This window comes from Thermogymnomonas acidicola (assembly GCF_014646795.1).
In the GTDB taxonomy this organism is placed as follows: domain Archaea; phylum Thermoplasmatota; class Thermoplasmata; order Thermoplasmatales; family Thermoplasmataceae; genus Thermogymnomonas; species Thermogymnomonas acidicola.
In genome coordinates, this window is sequence record NZ_BMNY01000003.1 from 151,176 (window position 1) to 172,556 (window position 21,381).

Annotated in this window: 18 protein-coding genes; 14 read left to right on the forward strand and 4 right to left on the reverse strand. The window is 58.8% G+C overall.

Annotated features, from left to right (window positions below; genetic code table 11):
- The first annotated feature begins 114 nt into the window (after positions 1–114).
- The 9 genes from ppcA to IEW66_RS08250 all read left to right on the forward strand — a co-directional run bounded on the left by ppcA (position 115) and on the right by IEW66_RS08250 (position 10,527).
- The gene (gene ppcA / locus IEW66_RS08210; protein WP_188681748.1) at positions 115–1,632 is read left to right on the forward strand and encodes a phosphoenolpyruvate carboxylase; all 1,518 of its coding nucleotides are present in this window, start codon (positions 115–117) and stop codon (positions 1,630–1,632) included.
- Positions 1,633–1,857: 225 nt separating this feature from the next.
- The gene (locus IEW66_RS08215; protein ID WP_373286581.1) at positions 1,858–3,198 is read left to right on the forward strand and encodes an ammonium transporter; all 1,341 of its coding nucleotides are present in this window, start codon (positions 1,858–1,860) and stop codon (positions 3,196–3,198) included.
- 75 nt (positions 3,199–3,273) lie between these two features.
- Complete coding sequence (locus IEW66_RS08220) at positions 3,274–5,370, forward strand: FMN-binding glutamate synthase family protein (protein WP_188681750.1); 2,097 nt, start codon at positions 3,274–3,276, stop codon at positions 5,368–5,370.
- Positions 5,370–6,386, forward strand: coding sequence for a class II glutamine amidotransferase domain-containing protein (locus tag IEW66_RS08225; RefSeq protein ID WP_188681751.1), 1,017 nt, complete (start codon positions 5,370–5,372; stop codon positions 6,384–6,386). The genes IEW66_RS08220 and IEW66_RS08225 overlap by 1 nt, the downstream gene beginning before the upstream one ends.
- A gap of 43 nt (positions 6,387–6,429) precedes the next feature.
- Positions 6,430–7,266: a GltB/FmdC/FwdC-like GXGXG domain-containing protein gene (locus IEW66_RS08230; RefSeq protein WP_188681752.1), complete on the forward strand. Its 837-nt coding sequence runs from the start codon at positions 6,430–6,432 to the stop codon at positions 7,264–7,266.
- A 157-nt stretch (positions 7,267–7,423) separates the two neighbouring features.
- The gene (locus tag IEW66_RS08235; protein WP_188681753.1) at positions 7,424–8,026 is read left to right on the forward strand and encodes an isochorismatase family protein; all 603 of its coding nucleotides are present in this window, start codon (positions 7,424–7,426) and stop codon (positions 8,024–8,026) included.
- The gene (locus IEW66_RS08240; protein WP_188681754.1) at positions 8,023–8,658 is read left to right on the forward strand and encodes an AAA family ATPase; all 636 of its coding nucleotides are present in this window, start codon (positions 8,023–8,025) and stop codon (positions 8,656–8,658) included. The genes IEW66_RS08235 and IEW66_RS08240 overlap by 4 nt, the downstream gene beginning before the upstream one ends.
- Entirely contained in the window at positions 8,645–9,706 is a 1,062-nt protein-coding gene (locus IEW66_RS08245; protein WP_188681755.1) for a GHMP family kinase ATP-binding protein, read from the forward strand. Before IEW66_RS08240 ends, IEW66_RS08245 begins: the two co-directional genes overlap by 14 nt.
- An 89-nt stretch (positions 9,707–9,795) precedes the next feature.
- Positions 9,796–10,527 carry an HNH endonuclease gene (locus IEW66_RS08250; RefSeq protein ID WP_188681756.1) on the forward strand — a complete coding sequence of 244 codons (732 nt, stop codon included), beginning with the start codon at positions 9,796–9,798 and terminating at the stop codon, positions 10,525–10,527.
- Here IEW66_RS08250 and IEW66_RS08255 read toward each other — a convergent pair.
- From IEW66_RS08255 to IEW66_RS08265, 3 genes are all read right to left on the reverse strand, one after another.
- The gene (locus IEW66_RS08255; protein WP_373286580.1) at positions 10,496–11,656 is read right to left on the reverse strand and encodes a PLP-dependent transferase; all 1,161 of its coding nucleotides are present in this window, start codon (positions 11,654–11,656) and stop codon (positions 10,496–10,498) included. The genes IEW66_RS08250 and IEW66_RS08255 overlap by 32 nt on opposite strands.
- Positions 11,622–12,545, reverse strand: coding sequence for a homoserine kinase (locus tag IEW66_RS08260; RefSeq protein WP_188681758.1), 924 nt, complete (start codon positions 12,543–12,545; stop codon positions 11,622–11,624). The genes IEW66_RS08255 and IEW66_RS08260 overlap by 35 nt, the downstream gene beginning before the upstream one ends.
- Positions 12,546–12,625: 80 nt before the next feature.
- Positions 12,626–12,811: a DUF1059 domain-containing protein gene (locus tag IEW66_RS08265; RefSeq protein ID WP_075057456.1), complete on the reverse strand. Its 186-nt coding sequence runs from the start codon at positions 12,809–12,811 to the stop codon at positions 12,626–12,628.
- 123 nt (positions 12,812–12,934) lie between these two features.
- Here IEW66_RS08265 and IEW66_RS08270 point away from each other — a divergent pair, with 123 nt between their 5' ends.
- A complete protein-coding gene (locus tag IEW66_RS08270; RefSeq protein ID WP_188681759.1) occupies positions 12,935–14,869 on the forward strand; it encodes a hypothetical protein in 1,935 nt (644 codons plus the stop codon).
- 7 nt (positions 14,870–14,876) lie between these two features.
- Here IEW66_RS08270 and IEW66_RS08275 read toward each other — a convergent pair whose 3' ends face one another.
- Positions 14,877–15,818, reverse strand: coding sequence for a PLP-dependent cysteine synthase family protein (locus IEW66_RS08275; RefSeq protein WP_188681760.1), 942 nt, complete (start codon positions 15,816–15,818; stop codon positions 14,877–14,879).
- Positions 15,819–15,957: 139 nt separating this feature from the next.
- On the opposite strand from IEW66_RS08275, the gene IEW66_RS08280 reads away from it, so the two are divergent.
- The 4 genes from IEW66_RS08280 (at position 15,958) to IEW66_RS08295 (ending at position 21,289) form a co-directional block, all read left to right on the forward strand.
- Complete coding sequence (locus IEW66_RS08280; RefSeq protein ID WP_188681761.1) at positions 15,958–16,776, forward strand: sulfurtransferase; 819 nt, start codon at positions 15,958–15,960, stop codon at positions 16,774–16,776.
- Between the two features lie 199 nt (positions 16,777–16,975).
- Entirely contained in the window at positions 16,976–19,219 is a 2,244-nt protein-coding gene (gene vat / locus IEW66_RS08285; RefSeq protein WP_188681762.1) for a VCP-like ATPase, read from the forward strand.
- Positions 19,220–19,304: 85 nt separating this feature from the next.
- Positions 19,305–19,577: a PRC-barrel domain-containing protein gene (locus IEW66_RS08290; RefSeq protein WP_188681763.1), complete on the forward strand. Its 273-nt coding sequence runs from the start codon at positions 19,305–19,307 to the stop codon at positions 19,575–19,577.
- 392 nt (positions 19,578–19,969) lie between these two features.
- Positions 19,970–21,289: an NAD(P)/FAD-dependent oxidoreductase gene (locus IEW66_RS08295; RefSeq protein WP_188681764.1), complete on the forward strand. Its 1,320-nt coding sequence runs from the start codon at positions 19,970–19,972 to the stop codon at positions 21,287–21,289.
- Positions 21,290–21,381 lie beyond the last annotated feature (92 nt).

Below are 21,381 nucleotides of genomic sequence, written 5' to 3' on the forward strand. Positions count from 1 at the left end.
GTGGCATGTGTTCCGATCCAGAGCCGTCCATATGATTCATTTCAGCCGCAATTTCCGAAGGTACGTCCACCCGTGCGGTTCACGGTTTTTTATCTCACCGGGACATGGGGCCGCATGCACATGGTACCAAGGGTCATGTCAACGCAGCACCCAGATAACGCCTCTCCACCATGGTGGCAGGCAGATGCAGTGATCCAGGGCGATGGAGAGGTGGAGGAGACGTTCCGCTCGTATTCAGAGCTTGGCGTTGACGAGGCGATGTGGGACGCTGAGGGAAAGGACGTCGATTACCATGTTGTGAGGAAGATTCTCTCCAGGTACCCTGACTTCTTCAGGGAAAGGGAGCTCGGCAGGGACCTGTTCCTGACATACAGGATACCAAACGCGAGCATCGAGGGCCCTGAGAGGAAGGTCGTGATGGAGACCCTGGAGAGTATACCAGTGAGCCATGACGTTGCGAGCAGGTTCTATGAGAGGAAGGTTTCCCCGGTTTTCCAGGTGATAATACCATTCACCACAAGCTCGAAGGATCTGATATCAGTCCTGAGCTACTACAGGAAGGTGGTCGTGGGAAAGGGCAGGATTAGCCTGGACAGCGGAATGACCGTTGATGAGTGGATCGGCGATTCAGAGCCGAAGCAGATCGACATAATCCCACTCATAGAGGACATGCCCTCGGTCCTGAAAATAAGGGAAATCGTGCAGGAGTACGTGAGGTTTGCATACCCCAAGTACATGAGGGTGTTCATTGCAAGGTCGGACCCCGCGATGAACTACGGTTTCATCTCCGCCACGCTGCTTGCAAAGTACGCCGTGCACGAGATCCACAGGATGTCCGAGGGCATGGGGATACCCTTCTACCCCATACTCGGGGCGGGAACATCAGTCTTCAGGGGTAGGCTGGTGCCCGGGAACGAGAAAAGGGTTATGGACGAGTACAGGGGCTACCATACCTTCACCGCACAGTCTGCATTCAGGTACGACTATGGGAGGGACGAGGCCAGGAGTGCCGTGGAATCACTTATGAGGAACGTGGTGAAGGAGCCCATGCCGGTGGACGCCGTGCAGCTCCGTAAGGTGCTTGAGCCATATGTTGCCAGGTACCAGAGGATGCTCGAGAGCATAGCAGGCCTGATCAACGTGTGTGCCCGGTATATTCCGCCCAGGCGCTCCAGGAAGCTCCACATAGGCCTCTTCGGTTACAGCAGGAACCAGGGCGGCATCGTGCTGCCCAGGGCGATCACATTTGTGGCAGCACTTTACAGCATGGGCCTCCCACCTGAGGTATTCGGCATATCAGCCCTCCAGGAAATGGGCGATGGTGATGTGGATTTCATAATGTCCACTTACCGTGGCCTCAGGGAAGACCTCTCTGCTGCTGCCGGCCTCTTCAACTGGGATGCCCTGGACATACTCGGTGGATCGCTCAAGGACGAGTTCAGGGGCATGCTCCTCGAGGACCTCAGGTACCTGCAGGACACCCTCGGCATCAAGCCGGGCCCGCAGGACTATGCGACGAAGAAGCACGCCCTCCTGTCCTCCCTCTTCCTGATCTCCATGCAGTCCGGCCACGATGATGAGGCAAGGTCCGCTGTCCTTGAGATGGCAAGGGCGAGGAGGACTCTCGGTTGACATGATATCAAGGAAACCGCACGTTTGCTATCGCGAAGAAAGAAGTAGTTGAGAAATGTGATCTGAAATTCTAATAAATCAATTTTTCATTGACAGAGTGTCAGAAAGTTCTGCAAAAAATTAAATAGGGTCGCGTAAATGCGAAACACTATCATGCAGGGTAAGTGGCTTGGAATCACGGCAGCAGCATGCGCAGCCATTATAGCGGCCCTTTTTTACCTGAGCATGCTGTTCGGCCCAAAGGCTACGTCAGGCAACTTGGTCACGGGTAGCAGCTGGCTCAACACAGGGAACAACTCCTGGATGATGATCGCCGGTACGCTGGTGGGCCTGCAGAGCATACCGGGTGTGGCCCTGTATTATGCGGGACTTACCAGGAGGAAGCACGCGGTCAACACCTCGCTGATGGTCTTCTACGCATTCGCCTGTGTCCTGATTGTCTGGGTTGCGGTGGCATACAGGATGGCATTCGGGCCCGGCTCCCTGCTCACTGTCCACGGCTACTCTGTACTCGGCACCCCAGCACCGTCGCTCTCCGGATACTTTCTGGGCATGCAGTCAGCGTATGGCCCGGGCGGCTCCCTGCTCTCCATCCCCAACGCAACGTTCATCTTCTTCCAGTTCGTCTTCGCGGCAATAACGCCAGTGCTGATAGTAGGCGGCGTAATTGAAAGGATGAACTTCAGGGCGTGGATGCTCTACGTCCCGATGTTCACGGTTCTGGTTTATGCTCCTCTGGCCTACTGGCTCTTCGCCGGTGGCTGGCTGGCACAGATGGGTGCTGTGGACTTCTCGGGCGGGTATGTAATACACCTGGACGCCGGCGTCTCCGCACTCGCAGCGGCCATGATGGTGGGCCCAAGGGTTAGGAAGGGCTCAGGCCATGAGGCACACAACATGATGCTCGTCCTGGCCGGCACAGGCCTCATCTGGCTCGGCTGGAACGGGTTCAACGGTGGCGACCCTGGAGGCGCAACGATAGATGCGAGCATAGCCGTACTGAACACAAACCTGGCCGCGGCCGTGAGCACGGTCACATGGATGGCAATGGACCAGCTCCTCAGGGGCAAGCCGTCGCTCATAGGTGCAACGACAGGTGCCATAACCGGACTGGTCGCGATAACTCCGGCTGCTGGGTACGTGAACGGCCTGGGTGCCATTGCCATCGGCATTGCCGCAGGCACTGTGCCCTGGTTCTTCCTGAACAGGGTGGAGCCGAAGATGGGCATAGACGATTCACTGGGCGTGTTCAGCAGCCATGCCATCTCGGGCCTGGTTGGTGGAATACTGACCGGTGTCTTTGCTGACCCTGCGGTGACGGCCTACATAGAGCCTGGCCTCAGGGGCGCCCTGTACGGGAACCCATCGCTCCTCCTGGTCCAGGTCTTCTCAGGCGTATTCGTCATGGGCTACGTGTTACTCGCCAACCTGGGCATCCTGAAGCTGATCTCGCTGTTCGTGCCCCTCAGGGCGGACGAGGCCAGCGTGCACCACGGGGACATTGCTGCCCATGGGGAGGTGGCGTACGCGGAGGAGGTGCACATTGAAAGGCTGGAGGACACGTGATACGAAATACGTATTCACTCACCATTTTACGTATCGGCCAAGTTAATTTTAAATAACATGAGAAAATAGACCATCGTGCAAGATAGTGTCAATCAGCTACGCACATTCCTCAGGCTGCCAGAGCAGAAGCAGAATGAGTTCTGGAGCACGTGGCGGATTGAACATATCCGTTTCATGTCAAAAAACGCCAGGAGTGACGGGACGATATTCGTACCGGATAGTGAGAGAACCGGAAGGCTCCTCGACCGTCTCCGTGTCCGCACAGGTGGCGGCCCAGTAAAGGACCCGGAAACGGGCATGAGGTTCCTCAACTCCCTTGACCTATCCATGCCTGTTTATCTTGGCGACATGTCCTTCGGCGCGCTTTCTGGGGTCCCGAACATAGCCATCGCCAGGGCTGCGCAGATAGAATCTGTGGTCGCGGGCACCGGTGAGGGTGGGCTGCTCCCTGAGGTATCGGGCATACCGAACATCACGGTGCAGTGGGCTTCCGCCAGGTTTGGGGTGACCGCTGACACCCTGTCAAAGGGCTCCGCCATAGTCATAAAGATAGGGCAGGGGGCGAAGCCGGGAATAGGGGGGCACCTGCCTGCGTCCAAGGTCACAGAGGCCATATCCCGGGCCAGGAGGATACCCGTGGGCATCGACGCCATATCACCGGCACCGCACCACGACATATACTCCATAGAGGACCTTGGGCGAAGGATAAGGCAGCTCCGCACCATGACAGGGAAGCCGGTCCTGGTGAAGGTAGCGGCAACCAACTACATTCCCTACATAGCGCTGGGTGTGGCCAGGATGGGAGGTGCCGGAATAATAATAGATGGTTATGGAGCCGGTACGGGGGCCGCCCCGGAGGTGGTCAGGAACAACATAGGTCTTCCTGTTGAGGTGGCAGTTGCCTCCGCCCACAATGCCCTGGTCTCTGAGGGGCTCAGGGACAGATTCCTGGTGATTGCCGGTGGGAGGATAAGCACGCCGGAGGACATGTTCAAGCTCATGGCCCTGGGCGCAGACATGGCTGTTCTGGGCACGGCAACTCTTATAGCGATGGGCTGCGTGATGGTGCACAGGTGCCACCTGGGCTTCTGCCCTGCACTGATCACCAACAGGCTATCGGACAGGAGGGGCAGCCTCTCCCTCGAATTTGCCACAGGTTCCGTGGTGAACTTCCTCAGGGGCTGGCGCGACGAGATGTGCAGGATCATGGAGGCCTCTGGCGTGGCATCGCTGGAGGAGGTGGTGGGGAACAGGTCGCTCCTGAAGCCCTCCGGGATCCTGGACACCGAGGCATCCCTGATAGGCCTGGAGGAAGATGTCCCCTCTGAATTCCCACCTCTCCCAGTGCAGGTACCGCTCCCCCAGCACATGGAGGAGCACATACTAAGGCTCTCGGGACTCTCCGGGAACTCACCTGCCCACCCACCCATATCGAGCATGGGGAGCAACACTGATCCCCACGTGTCCGGAACGCAGAAGCTACTGGACTACCTGCGCATAGACGGTGCACAGGTCACAAGGCCAAGCGTGGATCCCTACAGGGAGGAGATAGACACCTCTGTGAAGCTGAGGGGTGGCCCCTGCATCTCCATCCCCTGCTTCACTGTTGCATCACCTGCGGAAGCTTCCTCGCCCTACATGGACATGGTGTCCAGGTCAATGCAGGTCCCTGTGCTGAAGGGGCAGAGACTGGAACTAAGCACATGGTGCACGGATGTGGAGTACCTCTCCACTGACTGGAGGCAGCAGATCCTGGACGCCCTGGACGAGGGGAGGCGCTTCTTCGTCGTGCAGGAAAGAGACGAGCCGGCGCCGCTGGTGGTTGCGCGCATAGACGAGTGGCTCACGGAACACAGGGTGCGCGGGGATGCCTTCATACTGGCCATAAGCGATGGTGTCCACTGTGCCGAGGATGTCTTCAAGATGGTCTGCCTGGGCGCCGATCTCGTTTCTATAAACGTCCCGGTGGACGTGGTGGTGTCAAAGGGCGGCACCACGGAACACATAGAGAACCTGCTGGCAGGCATACAGAAGGAGATATCTCTCCTCTCAGGGGCAGCCGGCGTAACCTCTGTGGGGAGGTCGCTGAGGGGGAGCAGGGAGCTGCTCCGTGCCGTGGGCCTCCCCACGGAAGTGTGCCAGTCACTGGGCGTAAAGGCGGGTGGTGAGTGATGCACGTACCGGTTTCCCCAGGCGCATGCGGTATACTGGCCGTGTTCGATCCTGAATCTCCAGTGAGCGGTGCTGAGGTGTTGGACGCCATAGGCTGCATATCGTACAGGGGGAGCAACCTGGGCGCCGGGTTCTCCTACTTCGAGGACACAGACAGGGTCACGCTGCAGGCCTTTGCCTCCAGCATGCGTGCCCTCCACAGGGCCCGGGGTTTCATACCGCGCCACTGGGAAATAGAGTTTGAGAGGGCACTGCACCTGAGGGGCGTGTCGGGTAACACGTTCCTGTGGGAGATGAGCGTCGTCACTGACGATGGGGAAGCGGAGATTGAGAACAGGGTTGAGGCAATAAACTCGCTGCTCTCTCCAGAAAAGGGTGAGTGGGCACGCTTTGTGGGCGTGGGTAGGGGGCTGCACGTGGTCAAGGGGATAGGCTTTCCATCGGACGTGGCTGGCAGCGTTCCTGGGTTCACATCAATAAAGTCGGACACCTGGCTGGCACACACCAGACAGCCCACTAACTCGCCTGGTAGTTATCCGATATTCTCCCACCCCTTCTCCTCTGTGAACATATCCGCGGTGCACAACGGTGACGTGAGCTCTTTCGGCGCCAATGTGAACGCCCTGAGGAACCTGGGCTACAGGAGCTTCGTGGGGACAGACAGCGAGGTCATCGTCCGCCTGCTCTTCGTCCTGATGCACAGGTTCAGGATGCCAGCCGAAGAGGCCCTCCAAGTCCTCGCTGGCACTCACCCACTCTCGAATGAGTTCCCGGGCCTTTCCCTGGACGGCCCGTTTTCTGTGGCCTTCTCCTTCATGGAGGGAGGGATGAGGAAGATTGCGGCCGTTGCGGACAGGTCAAAGCTCAGGCCACTCCTCGTGGGGACAGATGGGGGCAGGGTGGTTGTGGCCAGCGAGCTCAACCAGGTAAAGCGACTGATAGGGAACCCGGAGGTTAGGAGGCTTAAGGGTGGGGAGGTGATGGTGGCTGACAGGCACGGGATCAGGTACTGTTGAGATAGACGCTTCCCTGTACGGTGCGGATGAACTGCAGGGGGCAGTGGCTGCCAGGGCGGCTGCAGGGGACATCAGGATCAGGGGCGTCTCGAACCACAGGTTCCTCCTCTCCGGCATGAAGGGCCAGGTCTGTGTGGAGGTATTCGGGGACGCGGGCAACTGTTTCGCAAACCTCCTAGATGGGCCAAGGGTCACCGTGCACGGTAGCTGTGAGGACGACCTCGCAGATACGATGCAGTCTGGAGATATAACGGTGATGGGCGATGCTGGCGATGTGGCCTGCCAGGCCATGCAAGGTGGCACAGTGGTGATTCGGGGGAGTGTTGGCAACAGGGCTGGCATACAGATGCGCGAGTATGGGGAGAACAGGCCACTGCTCCTCGTCTTCGGTACCGCAGGGGACTACCTGGGCGAGTACATGGCGGGAGGGATCATATGCGTCCTGAACTCCGGCCTCAGCAGGCAGCCGGTGGGCCACCATGTGGGCACGGGAATGGTCGGTGGAAGGATATATGTGAGGGGCCGCGTGCCCCTCACGCTGATAGGGCCCAGGGTGCAGACGTGGAGGGTCAGGGCCTACCTGGAAGCGCACGGCATCGCTGTGCCGGATGGCATGGATGGGCAGTTCCAGAGCCTTGTGTCGCTCTCCTCGCTGCTCGATGGGCCGGTGTTCCAGAGGGCTGCCACTCTCTTTTTCACAGACACGGCAATGCCGGATGTGGAATACAGGCACCTGGACGATGGTGAGGTGCATGGGAGGCTGGGCTCTGAGATTGCGCGTGCATGCAACAAATTCTCGCTTGACCCTGAGCCATACCTGAACGATACATATACTGTGATCAGTGTGAGGCAGGGACGGCATCACGGGAATGCGCCCTGACTGGAAACAGTTTGCACGCGGGCACGGCAGCAACCGTATCGCTGGCAGGGGGCCCACACGCATGCCCCGGAGTGGCAGTGGAACGGTTCGGATAGTGTGGGGCACCTGTGCCCAGCAAGAGGCAGAGGTATAAAATCTAGCTCAATATAACCCTGGCATGACCGCCATGGGGCTGGAATCCATACTGGAACCCTCCAAGACGCTGATCGTCAACATGAACTATTCAATGGACACATTCTCCAGGATATTCAGCAAGATGGAAGTGGTGATGGCGCTCGATTACCTGTTCGAGAAGGCATCGGTGAAGGGCATACCGATGATATACACTTCCGGCGCCCCCCATGCAGTGCACGACAGTGAGATCCAGGAATACATGGATGCAAAGAGGGAGAGGGCACTGCGAGGCTCAGCCCCTAAGTCGGTACTTGACAGGACATTTGAGGATAGGTTCCGTTACTTCCTTCCTGACAGCAAGAGCACTCTCGTGACGGTCTCCGGATTCGATGCCTTCAGCAGCCCGGCCCTGGCGGATGCGGTGCGTGCCTCCGGGAAGAGAACCGTCCTGCTCACGGGCTTCACAACTGAGCTCGAGGTCTACGTGACTTCCATCTCTGCGCTATCCAGGAACTACTTCAGCGTTGTGGTATCGGACGCAACGTCGACATACTCAGAGAGGGTCTATTACGAGGCCCTGGACCTCATATCCCGCTCCGTGGAGGTGATCGATACCAGGGACCTCATGAAGATATGGGGTGAGTGAACCTGAAGGCTCCAGTGGTGCTAATAGGCGGTATTCCGGGCGTCGGGAAGACCAGCATGGCGGGTGCTGTGGCCCGGATGCTCGACATAGACATAGTGCTCTCGGGCGACTACCTCAGGGAGATGGTCAGGCCCCTGCTCACCGGCAGAGAAGCGGAGGTGATGTCAAAGAGCGTGTACGAGGCCTGGTCACTTTTCGGGGAAGAGAGCGAGCAGAGCATACTCAGGGGATACCTGGAACAGGGGAGGATACTGAACAGGGGGATAAACCAGGTACTGAGGAGGGCCATATCCAATGGGGAGCCCTTGGTGGTGGAGACCCTGCACTTCATACCCTCGCAGCTCGAGGCCGATGTCATGGCTGGCGTTATACCCCTATACCTGTACATATCGGACGAGAGGGTCAACGCTGAGCGCCTGCTGGAGCGGGAGAAGTATACGCACTTCTCATCACCGGGCCACCGCCTGGCCAGGCAGCTCCCGAGGTACAGGGTCATGATGAGGTACTCTCTGGAGGAGTGCGGCAGGATGGGCATAAGGGCATTCGATAACCTGGACTACTGGAGGACCAGGGCAGAGGTCCTCCGCTATGTGAACGAGATGGCGAGGTCTGGGAGGCTTGAGGCTCACTGATGCCCTGGAGAGGGCCCTGAGGGACTACGGCCTGGACTTCGAGCCTGTGGAAACGGACATAGAGGTCATGAACGGCCTGATCTCCTTCGGCTACGGCCACCCCATAACTGGCCTGGAGAAGTTCCTGGGCTACTGGGACAGCAGCCTGAACATAGCGAACTTCCCCTCGGTCTCCCTCACCGCTGACTATTCGGTGTGCAAGGTGGCCTGCGCAGTATCAGGGAGAGAGCAGATATATGTGAGGGGCCTGAACCCTGAGACAGTGAGGGCCAGGGTGGAGAAGGCCATGAGGGCTCTCAGGTCCTTGTCCGGCAGGGATATAAAGGTATCATTTTACATAGAGATGGAGAGGAAATACCCAGCTGGAAAGGGCCTCGGGGAATCTGCGGCTGTAAGCGCGGCTGCTGCCAGGGCTGTCGCAGGTGTCCTCGGCATATCCGATCCTGCCTCCGTTTCAAGGCTGGCGAGGCTCGCCTCCGGATCGGGCACGAGGTCTGTGGCCGGGCCGCTTTCACTCTGGCTATCATACGCATACATGGACGAGAGGAGGTGCTACGCCCTACCCGTGCCGGGGGAGGAGGTCCACCTTGCCTTTATCCCGCAGGAAATGGGCCTCAGGACAGAGGGTGCACACAGCGCAGCACTGAGGTCGCCATACTACTCAAGGTGGAAGCTCCTCAAGATGCGCAGGCTCATACGGGCCCTCCGCAGGGGTCTCGAAACCGACGACCTCCTCAGGATCTCCATGGAGGACATGTGGCAGATGCACGGCCTGCTCCTCTCCTCCGGTTTGAGCGTGCAGGACGACAGGTTCCAGGAAGCCGTCAGGGCAGCAGAGGCTGCCAGGTCAAGGACGGAGGGCCTATACTTCACCGCAGACACTGGGCCGTCCCTCGTCTTCATGAGCACGGACAGTGGCGTGATCAGGGAGCTGGAGGAGGAGCACGGCCTGGGGCTCGTGCACGCTAGGCAGTCATGGCTCCCCGGCAGGGACTCTGGATTCGAGGCCAGGGCCAGGGAGTGGTTCGGCTTCATCGGGCTCCCCTGACAGGGCACAGGCCATGGTGCCTCCGGGGTGCCCGCTTTACCGGCAAGCCCATGCTTTATCTTGACCTCTCGGGTACCGGGGTGAGGCTGATGGAGGCAAGGGGTGGCAGTTTCGTGCCCAGGGCGATGGTACAGGGGGGCCTGAAGGACATCCCCAGGCTCGATGCGGACACCCTCATCATGGCCGCAAGGCTCTCGGGCTTCACTCAGGTCGAGGACTTTAGCCCTGAGGGTGACAGGACACCGACGAACGTGCCGTGGGCCAGGGTCTACAGGGCAGTCCTCCTCAGGGACTCATTTTCCTGCAGGCTCTGCGGCACATCAACCGTCACCAGGTTGCCGTCCAGGGCAGGTTACAACAGGGTGCACCTGAACATCCAGGTCCACCACATAGTGCCCAGGAAGGACGGCGGCTCTGATTCCTTCAGGAACCTGGTCACTCTGTGCGAGGAGTGCCACAGGAAGACGTTCTCGCAGGGCTATGCCGGCCTGCCTGTGGAGAACACCCTCTACTACTTTGAGGAGAAGCACATGGTCGTCCTGCCACACTTCATAGACGCTCCAGGGGCGCAGAACTGCAGGCTGAGGGGCCTCCAGAGGGCATTTGACGACATAACAGGCGAGTACAGGGTCGTCCAGAACCTGGGCTCCTTCATAGAGGCCAGGTGCGTGGAGGCTGACCGGAGGAAATACGCAGAAATAGTGCGTGATGTGGCATCGAAGTACGGCGATATAGATTACGTAACGCTGAGGGTGCAGATAGGGCGCAACAGGGTGCCAGCCAGGGTCTTCACTGACCCAGGTGGGGACTATATAATCTAGCCCTGGATATGGCGCCCCTTATGTCCTCCACTATGGCGTCTGCCCCCTCGAGCCCCACTGAGAGCCTCATCATGCCCCTGGTGATACCGAGCTTTTCCTTCTCTTCCTCGCTCAACCCCCTGTGGGACATTGTGTACGGCTGCGATATTGTGGAGAAGACGCCGCCAAGCGTATTTGCGGGCGCAACCACGCCCAGTGCCCTCATGAATGCCTGCGGGTCTATGTCCTCTGAGAGGTGGAATGTTATGACGCCTCCGGGGTGGCACAGCACCCTCCTCGATATATCGTGATCAGGGTGCTCCTTCAGCCCCGGGTATATGACATCCCTCACGTGTTCCAGGCTGCACAGTTCCTCTGCCACCCTTTCGGCGTCCCTGTTGATCCTCTCCATCCTGACCTCCAGGGTCCTCAGGCCCCTCATCACCAGGAAGGCCGATTGGGGGTCAAGGGTGGATCCGAGGTTGCGCCTCATGTCGTCCGCCCTCCTCACGATCTCCTCACGGCCAGAGAGTGTACCCGCAATGACGTCATTGTGGCCTGAGAGGAACTTCGACGCGCTGTGTATCACAGCGTCTGCGCCCATGCCGAAGGGCTTCTGGTTAACCGGGGTGGCCAGGGTCGAGTCCACGATGAACCTTGCGCCGACCTCCCTGCATGCCTCCGCTATCCTCGGTATGTCCATGACCCTCAGCACTGGATTGGTAACGCTCTCCAGGAGTGCCATGTCAGGCTTCTCGGACCTGACCATCCTGATGAACTCCTCACTCCCGGGCTCAGCCACCGATACAGAGACACCGAAGGACGCCAGGAACTCGCGTGCAAACCTGTAGGTCCTTGAGAACATGTCCCTGTGTATAAGGAGCCTGCTCCCGGGCCTCAGGTGGGAGAGGAGCAGTGAGGTGATGGCCCCCATGCCCGAGCTGAAGCAGGTGGACGATGGCGTCCCCTCCAGCATGTCCATCTTCCTGGCCAGTTCCTCCACCGTTGGGTTCCACTCCCTCCCGTACCTGTAGTGCTCTCCCTCCGGCATCAGGAACGAGCTGGTTTGGTAAATGGGGAAGACCAGGGAGTGGGCCACCGGGTCTTCTGTATCCCTATGAAACGATGCCGGGCTCCTCAATGGCCGCACCCCCTGCGGAGACAGCCCTCACGGTCCTGGTGCTCATGCCAAAGGACTCCAGTATGCTGGTGGCCCTCCTCTCTATGCCTGACACATCAGTCCTTTCGTCAAAGATCACCAGGATGGAGGGCCCGGCCCCGCTCACGCACACGCCTGCGGCGTTGAGTGCAAGCGCCTCTTCCTTTATACGCCAGTAGAAAGGGAAGAGGGGTGAGCGTGAAGGCTCAACGATCTCATCGTTCATGCCCTCGCGCAGGAGCTCCCTGTCACCGGAGCTCAGGCCCAGTATCAGCGATGCCAGGCGCCTGCTGTTCCTCACATACTTCCCTGTCTCTATGGCCCTCGGGACCAGGGACCTGGCAAGCCTTGTCTTGCCCTCCCTCTGCTGCCCAGGGACAATCAGGAGGAACCTGAAGGCGCTGTGGACTGGGATCCTCCTCACGACTGGCCCATCGGATAGCACGGCAACAGCGCCACCGAAGGTGGCTGCGGCAACATTGTCAGGGTGTGCGGCACCGGAAGAGGCAACCTCTCCCTGCATGGCGAACCTCACTATCTCCTCGCCAGAGAGCGAGAGGCCCAGCAGCTCGGAGGCCGCTGTGACAGCACCCACTGCGCTCGCACCGCTGCTGCCCAGTCCCAGGCCGTACGGGATACCCTTCTCTATGTGTATCTCCAGCTCTGCCCTCACGTCCAGGGCCCTGAGCATTGCCGTAACTGCCCTGCCCGCCGTGTTGCTCTCGATTTCCTGTGGTATTCCAGTACAGAACAGCCTCGTCCTGCTGCCCTCCCTCACAGATACCCTGTCGAAGAAGGAAGTGTGTGCCAATGCGAGTATGTCGTAACCGGGCCCCAGGTTTGCGGATGATGAAAAGGCGACCGCGCTGACACTCCTCATTGCGGTTTCGATTATAAAGTGAATAATAGTGTTTTAGAATAGATAATTATCAGAAGTAATAAGCACCCTCTCGGGCGCGTTCAGAACATGGACTTCTTGATCGCGGACTGGACCTTCTGCTTCAGGTTGTCATCAATCTGCTCTATGTGGTGAGCGTTCTTCGCGTGCTCCGCGATCTTCGGCATCAGCTCGTCAACGGTCTTGCCGCTGGCCTTGAAGTCACAATCCATACCGATGTCCCGGCACTTAAATTTGTATGAGGCCATACCTACCGCATTAAATATACTAATCTCAATATATAACTATTTTGGTGCACACCGTGCATGGAAGGCATTTCCTGACGGGAACACCGTCCCTAAATTTATATGAGGATGCGGGCTGACTAATGGATGGGCCTCAACCTGCAGGAAGCTCTTGTACGCTGTTCGGAACTGATGGAGGAAGAGAGGTGCATAGTCCTGACCGGTGGGCCCGGATGGGGTGCCCAGGAGCTGGTGGACATGCTCGTCTCAGGCGAGAAGCACTGGGCCCACAGGCCATACTATGACAGGGAGATCCTGAAGTACGCTCCCTACAACAGGTTGCTTGACAGGCTGACCGGCAGGCACGAGCAGAGGGAGCTCGACGTCATAATCAGGACTCTGGAAACCATAAGGTGGGACGGCTGGCTCGTAACAAATGGCCTTGACATGCTCAGCGACCACACGAAGCACTTCTTCGTCTACCTCTCGCGCAACACTTCCCGCTTCCATGTCAGGCAGATAGCAACCGCAAATTCCCTCTCTTCCGGGTTCTCAAGCTTACTGGGCGAAAATTCTGACCGCATAGGTGTTGTTGAGCTCTCGAGGCCAACTGACAGGGACGTGGTCTGGTACCTGAGGGAGAGATTCAGGGACATGCCAGGAGACCTGGTGTCCGCTGTGGCAAGGGTGTCCAACAGGAACTTCGACGCAGCGCACTACGTGCTGGGCTACCTCTCCTACCTCGGGATCCTGAGGGACGACGGTACCGTCAACCTGGGCCTCTACAGGCACTTCACAATCCCCCCGGATGCCCCAACGCTGGCATCCAGGATCGTGTCCCACCTTGGCGACGGGGCCAGGCAGCTCCTGTTGGCCCTTTACATATCTGGGAGGGAATACCGCCGCGTGGAACTGGAGGCAGCCTTCGGCGAAGGTTTCGCAAGCGCGGTGGGTGACCTCTCCCGCCTGGGCCTGGCAAGGGACGACGGTGGCGAGATAGCGTTCAACAAGGGCCCCTTCGGTGACAGGATAGTGGCGCTTCTCGGAAGGGATGCTTACGTGAGGTGCGCCCAGTGGATGGTTCAGGCTGGCCTGATGAATGGCGTCCCCCTACAGGCCAGGCTGGTGGCATACCTCAGATCAGGCAACTCAAGGGCACTTGACGCGGAGGTCAGGGAGAACTGGCGCCTCATGCTCCGGCGCTTTACATCCCTGACGGATCTCATGTCCTTCATAGAGAGCGCCATGCCCATGGTAACCGAGGAATCGAGGAAACTGCTGCAGACCATGAGGTGCACATGCCTCTACAACTCCTACAGGTACGGGGAGGCCCTGCAGTGCTTCGAGTCGATCGACGGTGGCAGCGAAGGGGCCCTGGCAGTGGCGGACATGCTGATCGAGATAGGCGGTTATAAGAGGGCCCTCGAGACTGCACTTGAGGTGCTTGAGAGCGAGAGAGGCGCCCTCGCGGCAGAGGCCTCTGGCCTGTGCATAAGGGCCCTCCTCGAATCAGGTAACTACAGGGAAGCGCTGGATGCAAGCAAGAGCGCACTGTCTTCCAGGATAGAAGACAGGCAGGCCCTGGGCGAGATCACAAGGCTGAAGGGCCTGGCGGAGATGGGCCTTGGCATGCTGGAAAGTGCAATCTCGGACCTGAGGGTAGCCCTCGGGATATTCGAGGAGTCCTTCGAGAGCAAGGGCATAACCTCGACCCTCATAGACCTTGCCACTGCCCACCTTTCAATGCTCGATTTGGAGGGTTCAGAGGAGTTCTGCAGGAAGGCCATCGAGAACTCCTTCCTCCTCGGCGAGGCAGAGAGGAGGCTCCAGGCATATTCGATGATGGTGAGGGTCTGCGGCCTGGCCCTGAAGGCGGAGGAGTGCATGGAGTACGCCGTGAAGGCGCAGGCACTCTGCAATTCCCTGGGCCTCGGCGGCTGCAGCGATATCCTGGAAAGCGCCAGGGAGGTCCTGAACTTGGTGGAGGGGAGGCAGGGAGAGCTCAGCGAGAGGGCCCTTTCGTTCCTCACAGGGGGCCTGCGTGACATCGCCAAAACCCCTCTTGGCGAGGCACTTCACTGATGCCAGGTCAGGCCTCATCTGGGCTCGCCCTCCGGGACCTGTCCTGGTACAGCTCAGTGCTCAAGTACTTGTACCCGCTGTCCGGCAGTATAGCAAGCACCCTGTGCCCACTGCCCAGCCTGCTCGCCTCTTTCATCGCCACGTAGAGGGCGCAGCTGCTGCTCATACCAATGAGTATGCCCTCCCTGGAGGCGGCAAGGGAGGCCACTCTGAAGCACTCCTTCTTCTGCTCCTCAGTGATCTCCACGACCTCGTCGAGCCAATCAGTGTGCACCAGCTTCGAGGGCCTGGGCTCCCTGGGGTTCCTGATGCCCTGTATCCTCACCCCAAGTGCGGGAGTGACGCCTATCACCCTTATCCTCCTGTCGAACTGCTTGAGCCGCAGCGCCAGGCCTGATGTCGTACCGCCAGTTCCTATCGTGGCCACCACGGCATCCAGGCTGTGCCCGAAGTCCTTTATTATCTCTGTCGCAGTCCTCTGGTAGTGTGCCAGTATGTTTGCAGGGTCGCTGAACTGGTCCACTGCAACGTACCTGTCAGGGTACTTCTGAAGCAGCCTCTCCTTCATCTCTATGGCCCCAGCGGTTCCAAGGCTGCTCGGTGTCAGGATGAGTTCCGCGCCGTAGGCCGAGATTATCTTTCTCCTCTCCTCGCTCACCGCCTCGCTCATGACTATGGTGACGTCGTACCCCCTGATGGCGCCAAGCATCGCCAGGGCGATGCCAGTATTCCCTGATGTGGCCTCTATGATCCTCTTGCCCTTCTTCAGCACCCCGGCCGCCTCTGCGTGCTCGATCAGGTTCAGGGCGGTCCTGTCCTTTATGGAACCTCCTATGTTGTACCATTCAAGCTTGGCGTAGAGCTCGGCATCGCCCTCGCCCGTGAGCCTTCTGAGCAGGAGCACAGGTGTGTTGCCTATGAGATCTGTGGCATCATAGTATATGGCCATGGCCAGTCAATCGGTAGAGGTATCATAAACTTGCCAGTAATGCGCAAACCCCACTGCTAATTCCTGTGCGGTCTGGCCGCATGTGATGGGAGCGCCCACCGGGCACAACTGAAATAGGCCACAGGGGGATTACGGTACCATGGCAGAGTGTCCCGTGATAGAGGCCGACGAGCTGGAGAAAAGGCTGGGAAACTCAATAATAGTGGACTGCAGGTACTCACTCTCCGACCCAGAGTACGGGTTGAGGGCATACCTAAGTGGACACATACCGGGGGCCCATTTCCTGGACCTGGAAAAAGACCTGTCCGGGCCAAAGGGAAGGCACGGTGGCAGGCACCCGCTGCCACCTCCGGAGCAGTTCAGGGAAGTGATCGAGAGGATAGGCGGGACTGAGAGTTCGGAGTATGTTGCCTACGACGATGACCTGACCGGTGCTTCGAGGTTCTGGTTCCTGTGCAGGTACTTCGGCATAAGGAATGTAAGGGTGCTTAACGGTGGCTGGGAGAAATGGGTGAGGGAGGGCAGGCCGGTCAGCACCGAGGTGCCCAGTGCCAGGCGCGGACACTTTCAGCCGCACCCTGCGGCTGGCATGGTCGTTGACATCAACTGGGTCAGGCGCATGGGCCGTGGCTATGTGCTCGTTGACTCGAGGCAGAGGGAGAGGTACCTGGGGGTCCATGAGGCCATAGACCCAAAGGCCGGCCACATACCCGGTGCTGTCAACATACCCTACACGGCGGTCACCTCTGGCAGGGGGACACTCAGGCCTAAGGAGGAGCTGGAGGGGGTCTACAGGGGCCTCGGTGGCAGGCCGGTTGTCTACTGCGGCTCCGGCGTGACGGCATGCGTGAACGTACTTGCCATGAAGCTCGTGGGCCTTGATCCCCTCCTCTACTCAGGCTCATGGAGCGACTGGGTCTCGTACGAGGACAGCCCGGTGGCCACCGGAGAGGAGTGAGCGCCGGGCCCTCTCGGGTGGCCACAGGGGTGCATGGCGATCGCTCACGGTGCTGGGCCCCTCCCGGGACCAGTGGGTGTCCGGCATGGGGGACATGGGTCCGGCGGACACAGGGTTGCATGTGTGTGTGCAGGGCGAAGCGAAGGGCGCCCGGGACTTAACTCACAATTTTAAAATAGTTTCTTGCAAATATGGGAATATGCAGTACAGTGACGGTATAATCCTCCGTGTCGCTGAGGCCAACTCGACCGATCCTGGCATGTCCAGGGTCAGGCTAGACGAGGAATCGAGGATGGCCCTGGGCGCAGAGATCGGGGACGTCGTCGAGATAGAGAAGACAAAGAAGACAGTCGGGAGGGTTTACCGCGCTAGGCCCGAGGACGAGAACAAGGGTATAGTTAGGATAGACAGCGTCATGAGGAATAACTGTGGCTGCTCAATAGGTGATAAGGTAAAGGTCAGGAAGGTGAGGACGGAGGAGGCAAAGAAGATAACGCTCGCCCCAATAATAAGGAAGGACCAGAGGCTCAAGTTCGGGGAGGGCATAGACGACTTCGTCCAGAAGGCCCTGATGCGGAGGCCCATGCTCGAGGGCGACAACATAAGCGTCCCTGGCCTCACGCTTGCCGGCCATTCAGGCCTGCTGTTCAAGGTCATAAAGACAACTCCGAGCAAGGTGCCGGTGGAGGTTGGCGAGGAGACAAAGATAGAGATAAGGGAGGAGCCGGCATCTGAGGTCCTGGACGACGTCTCCAGGGTCAGCTACGAGGACATAGGGGGCCTTTCGGAACAGCTGGGCAAGGTAAGGGAGATCATAGAGCTCCCGCTGAAGCACCCGGAGCTCTTCGAGAGGCTGGGTATCAAGCCACCCAAGGGTGTCCTCCTCTACGGCCCGCCTGGAACCGGCAAGACCCTCATAGCCAGGGCCGTGGCAAACGAGTCCGGTGCGAACTTCTTCTCCATAAACGGGCCGGAGATAATGAGCAAGTACTACGGCCAGAGCGAGCAGAAGCTCAGGGAAATATTCATGAAGGCTGAGGAGTCAGAGCCGTCCATCATATTCATCGATGAGATCGATTCCATAGCGCCCAAGAGGGAAGAGGTGCAGGGCGAGGTCGAGAGGAGGGTGGTTGCACAGCTCCTCACCCTGATGGACGGCCTGAAGGAGAGGGGCCACGTCATAGTGATAGGTGCCACGAACAGGATCGATGCTGTTGACCCCGCGCTGAGGAGGCCAGGCAGGTTTGACAGGGAGATAAACATAGGTGTCCCGGACAAGAGGGGCAGGAAGGAGATCCTGGCCATACACACTCGTGGCATGCCAATGGGCATGGACGATGAGAAGAAGAACGAGTTCCTGGACAAGATCGCAGACCTCACGTACGGCTTCGTTGGAGCAGACCTTGCGGCCCTCGCCAGGGAGAGCGCCATGAATGCACTGAGGCGCTACCTGCCCATGATCGACCTGGACAAGCCGATACCAACAGAGATACTGGAGAAGATGCAGGTGACCGAGGAGGACTTCATGGAGGCCCTGAAGACCATCGAGCCGAGCAGCCTGCGTGAGGTCACAGTGGAAGTCCCCAACGTCAGGTGGGACGACATAGGTGACCTGGAGAACGTCAAGCAGGAGCTGAGGGAAGCGGTGGAGCTGCCCCTGCTCAAGCCGGAGGTGTTCCAGAGGCTGGGCATAAGGGCGTCTAAGGGGTTCCTGCTGTACGGGCCGCCAGGCGTTGGAAAGACCCTCCTGGCCAAGGCTGTTGCCACAGAGAGCAACGCCAACTTCATATCGGTCAAGGGGCCAGAGGTGCTGAGCAAGTGGGTCGGCGAGAGCGAGAAGGCGGTAAGGGAGATATTCAAGAAGGCCAAGCAGGTCGCGCCCACCATAATATTCCTGGACGAGATCGACAGCATAGCGCCGAGGAGGGGCACGTACGGGGATTCTGGCGTAACGGAGAGGATCGTGAACCAGCTGCTGACATCTCTTGACGGAATAGAGGTGCTGCAGGGCGTTGTGGTGATAGCGGCGACCAACAGGCCAGACATAATAGACCCGGGCCTGCTGAGGGCCGGTAGGTTCGACAAGCTCATATACATACCGGCACCCAACGCCGAGAGCAGGCTCAAGATACTCCAGGTGCACACGAAGAAGATGCCACTGGCCAAGGACGTCGACCTCAAGTACATAGCGGAGAAGACCGAGGGCTATGTTGGCGCTGACCTCGAGAACCTGTGCCGCGAAGCGGGCATGATGGCCTACAGGCAGAACCCAGACGCCACGGAGATAACGCAGCAGAACTTCATAGACGCCATGAAGGTGATAAGGCCGTCGGTGGACCAGGAGATACTGAAGTTCTACGACCAGCTGTCGGAGAGCATAAACAAGAACGTGATGGATAAGAAGAAAAAGTCGCCTGTGGAGGAGCTGGGCCTGTACCAGTGAGCCCGACTTCACTTTTTCGATCCCTTTTCCCCGACAGAACAATATATCTCTGTGCCAATACTTACGGGAGTGAGGGGATAACGGCTTGAAGAAGTTTGTCTCAGACCTCCTGAAGAAGTCAGTGGCAACATCGGACGGAACGGTTGTGGGGTCGGTTGAGAACCTGAGGATCGACCAGTCAAGCGGTGAGCTGAAGAGCATTGTAGTGCAGCCCACCAGGGGGATGAAACTGCTGGACCCATCCACAGAAGGTGAGTTTGAGAGGGACCCGGATGGGCGTTACCTGATACCTATAGCGCTGATGCGCTCCTTCAGGGACATATGCGTGGTGGATGTCAAGATCCAGCAGAAGCAGTGAAGTGTCCGGCTGCAGCACCTGGGCGGTCTGGGGCAATGGGGAGACCCATTCTCCCTATGCCATTCGGGTGCAATTCATCCGTCATGGAAGGCTGCGGTCAAAGCAGTGTTCACAGGCCCAGGGGTTAATGGGATAAAGGGGCAGCAGGGCAAACAGGTACAATTGGCCGATCATGGGCCTGAAACCCCGGGCATGGGTACCAGAGGCGCCTGGCCTCAGTCAATGGCCAGGTGTGATATATGCCAGCCTGAAGGCCCTGGATCAGCCTGTCGGGTTCCGTGTAAGGCATGCGTACCGAGCGGGTTGGAGGTCTTCTTAGTGTTAAGGCAGCGTCTGCCGTGCAGGGATGGGTGTTGAGCAGCTTTAAAATCGGCACTTGATGTACCATGGCAATGGAGAGGGACTGCGACATCGCCATAATCGGTGCAGGCGTCCTCGGGACATGCCTAGCACACTGGATCTCCTCGCTCTACAGTGCCAGGGTATGCCTCATAGATGCCTCTGGCGATGTCGCATCGCACACAACCTCAAGGAACACGGGCGTCATCCACAGGCCCTTTTACCTGGACCCGGTGAAGAAGGGCACGTTCGCAAGGGCCGCATCACTCTCCTATCCAATGTGGATGAAGTTCGCCAGGGACTTCTCGCTCCCATGGGAACAGGTCGGTACGGTTGAGGTGGCCCTCAGCGACCGTGATCTGGATGTCATATCATCCTATTCGGAGTACGCTGAGTCGAACGGCATGTCCAGGGAGGAGTATGAGGTCCTCGACACCCATGGCCTCCAGGCCATTGAGGGGTCAGTAAAGGCTCTGGGCGCGTTCTTTTCGAAGACAGACACATCTGTTGACTACGGCCTCATGACCAGGGCCATATGCGGCACGCTCTCTGGCGTCTCAACGGTCCTGGGCAGGAGCGTCGTTAGGATCGTTGAGGGTGAAGGGTACAACCTTACCCTGTCTGACGGGAGCACGCTCAGGGCCAGGACAGTATTCAACTGCGCGGGTGCGAACTCCCTGAGGATAGCGCACTCCATGGGCCTAGCGAGGGATTTAAGTGTATTCTTCTTCAGGGGCGACTACTGGCGCCTGCGCCAGGATGCTCTGCCTTCCATAAGGCACAACATATACAGTGTCCCAAGGTTCCTGAAGTTCCCGTTCCTTGACCCGCACTTCATTGTCCGGTACAGTGGCGTCAGGGAACTGGGGCCAAACGCGGCCCTGGTGGCCGGGCCATATGTCTACTCCGGCTTCTCTGAATCTCCGCTGCAGGCATTGTCCTGGCTGTTCGAGAGGCCTGTCCTCACCAGGCTCTCGCTGCTCACGAACTTGGAGTTCCTTGGCATGGTCAGGAGCGAGTGGGAGAGCAGCACCTCCCCGGAGGGCATGGTCAGGCGCCTGTCCTCCTTCATACCGTCACTGAAGGCATCCATGATATCGGGCCCTGGAATTTCCGGGGTGAGGGGCTCTGTGGTGAGCAGGAGCGGTTTCGTGCCTGAGGCTGTAATGATAACAGATGGCTCATCGCTCCACGTCATAAATTACAACTCACCCGGTGCAACGGGTGCACCTGCGTTCTCCGCATACGTCCTGATCCGTGCAGTGTCCCAGGGCCTTCTCCGCGAGCCAGAACGCAACATGTCCAGGCTGGGCTGGGATCTGGACGCAGTGAGGGAGGCCATGCCAGACCGTGGCCAGGGTATGACAGCGTGAGGAACCTTTTAATTTGTTGGCCCCATTCTAATAATGGCACGAAGGGCCAGGGGCATCCTCTTGTCCAGCTTTCGTCCATGCCCTGGTGGCCC

Excerpts from the sequence above, each read along its gene's own strand:
- IEW66_RS08215 (WP_373286581.1), top strand. The coding sequence starts at position 1,858 with ATGCTGTTCGGCCCAAAGGCTACGTCAGGCAACTTGGTCACGGGTAGC.
- IEW66_RS08235 (WP_188681753.1), top strand. The coding sequence starts at position 7,424 with ATGACCGCCATGGGGCTGGAATCCATACTGGAACCCTCCAAGACGCTG.
- IEW66_RS08280 (WP_188681761.1), top strand. The coding sequence starts at position 15,958 with ATGGCAGAGTGTCCCGTGATAGAGGCCGACGAGCTGGAGAAAAGGCTG.
- IEW66_RS08225 (WP_188681751.1), top strand. The coding sequence starts at position 5,370 with ATGCACGTACCGGTTTCCCCAGGCGCATGCGGTATACTGGCCGTGTTC.
- IEW66_RS08250 (WP_188681756.1), top strand. The coding sequence starts at position 9,796 with ATGGAGGCAAGGGGTGGCAGTTTCGTGCCCAGGGCGATGGTACAGGGG.
- IEW66_RS08265 (WP_075057456.1), bottom strand. The coding sequence starts at position 12,811 with ATGGCCTCATACAAATTTAAGTGCCGGGACATCGGTATGGATTGTGAC.
- IEW66_RS08270 (WP_188681759.1), top strand. The coding sequence starts at position 12,935 with ATGGGCCTCAACCTGCAGGAAGCTCTTGTACGCTGTTCGGAACTGATG.
- vat (WP_188681762.1), top strand. The coding sequence starts at position 16,976 with ATGCAGTACAGTGACGGTATAATCCTCCGTGTCGCTGAGGCCAACTCG.
- IEW66_RS08260 (WP_188681758.1), bottom strand. The coding sequence starts at position 12,545 with ATGAGGAGTGTCAGCGCGGTCGCCTTTTCATCATCCGCAAACCTGGGG.
- ppcA (WP_188681748.1), top strand. The coding sequence starts at position 115 with ATGCACATGGTACCAAGGGTCATGTCAACGCAGCACCCAGATAACGCC.
- IEW66_RS08295 (WP_188681764.1), top strand. The coding sequence starts at position 19,970 with ATGGAGAGGGACTGCGACATCGCCATAATCGGTGCAGGCGTCCTCGGG.
- IEW66_RS08275 (WP_188681760.1), bottom strand. The coding sequence starts at position 15,818 with ATGGCCATATACTATGATGCCACAGATCTCATAGGCAACACACCTGTG.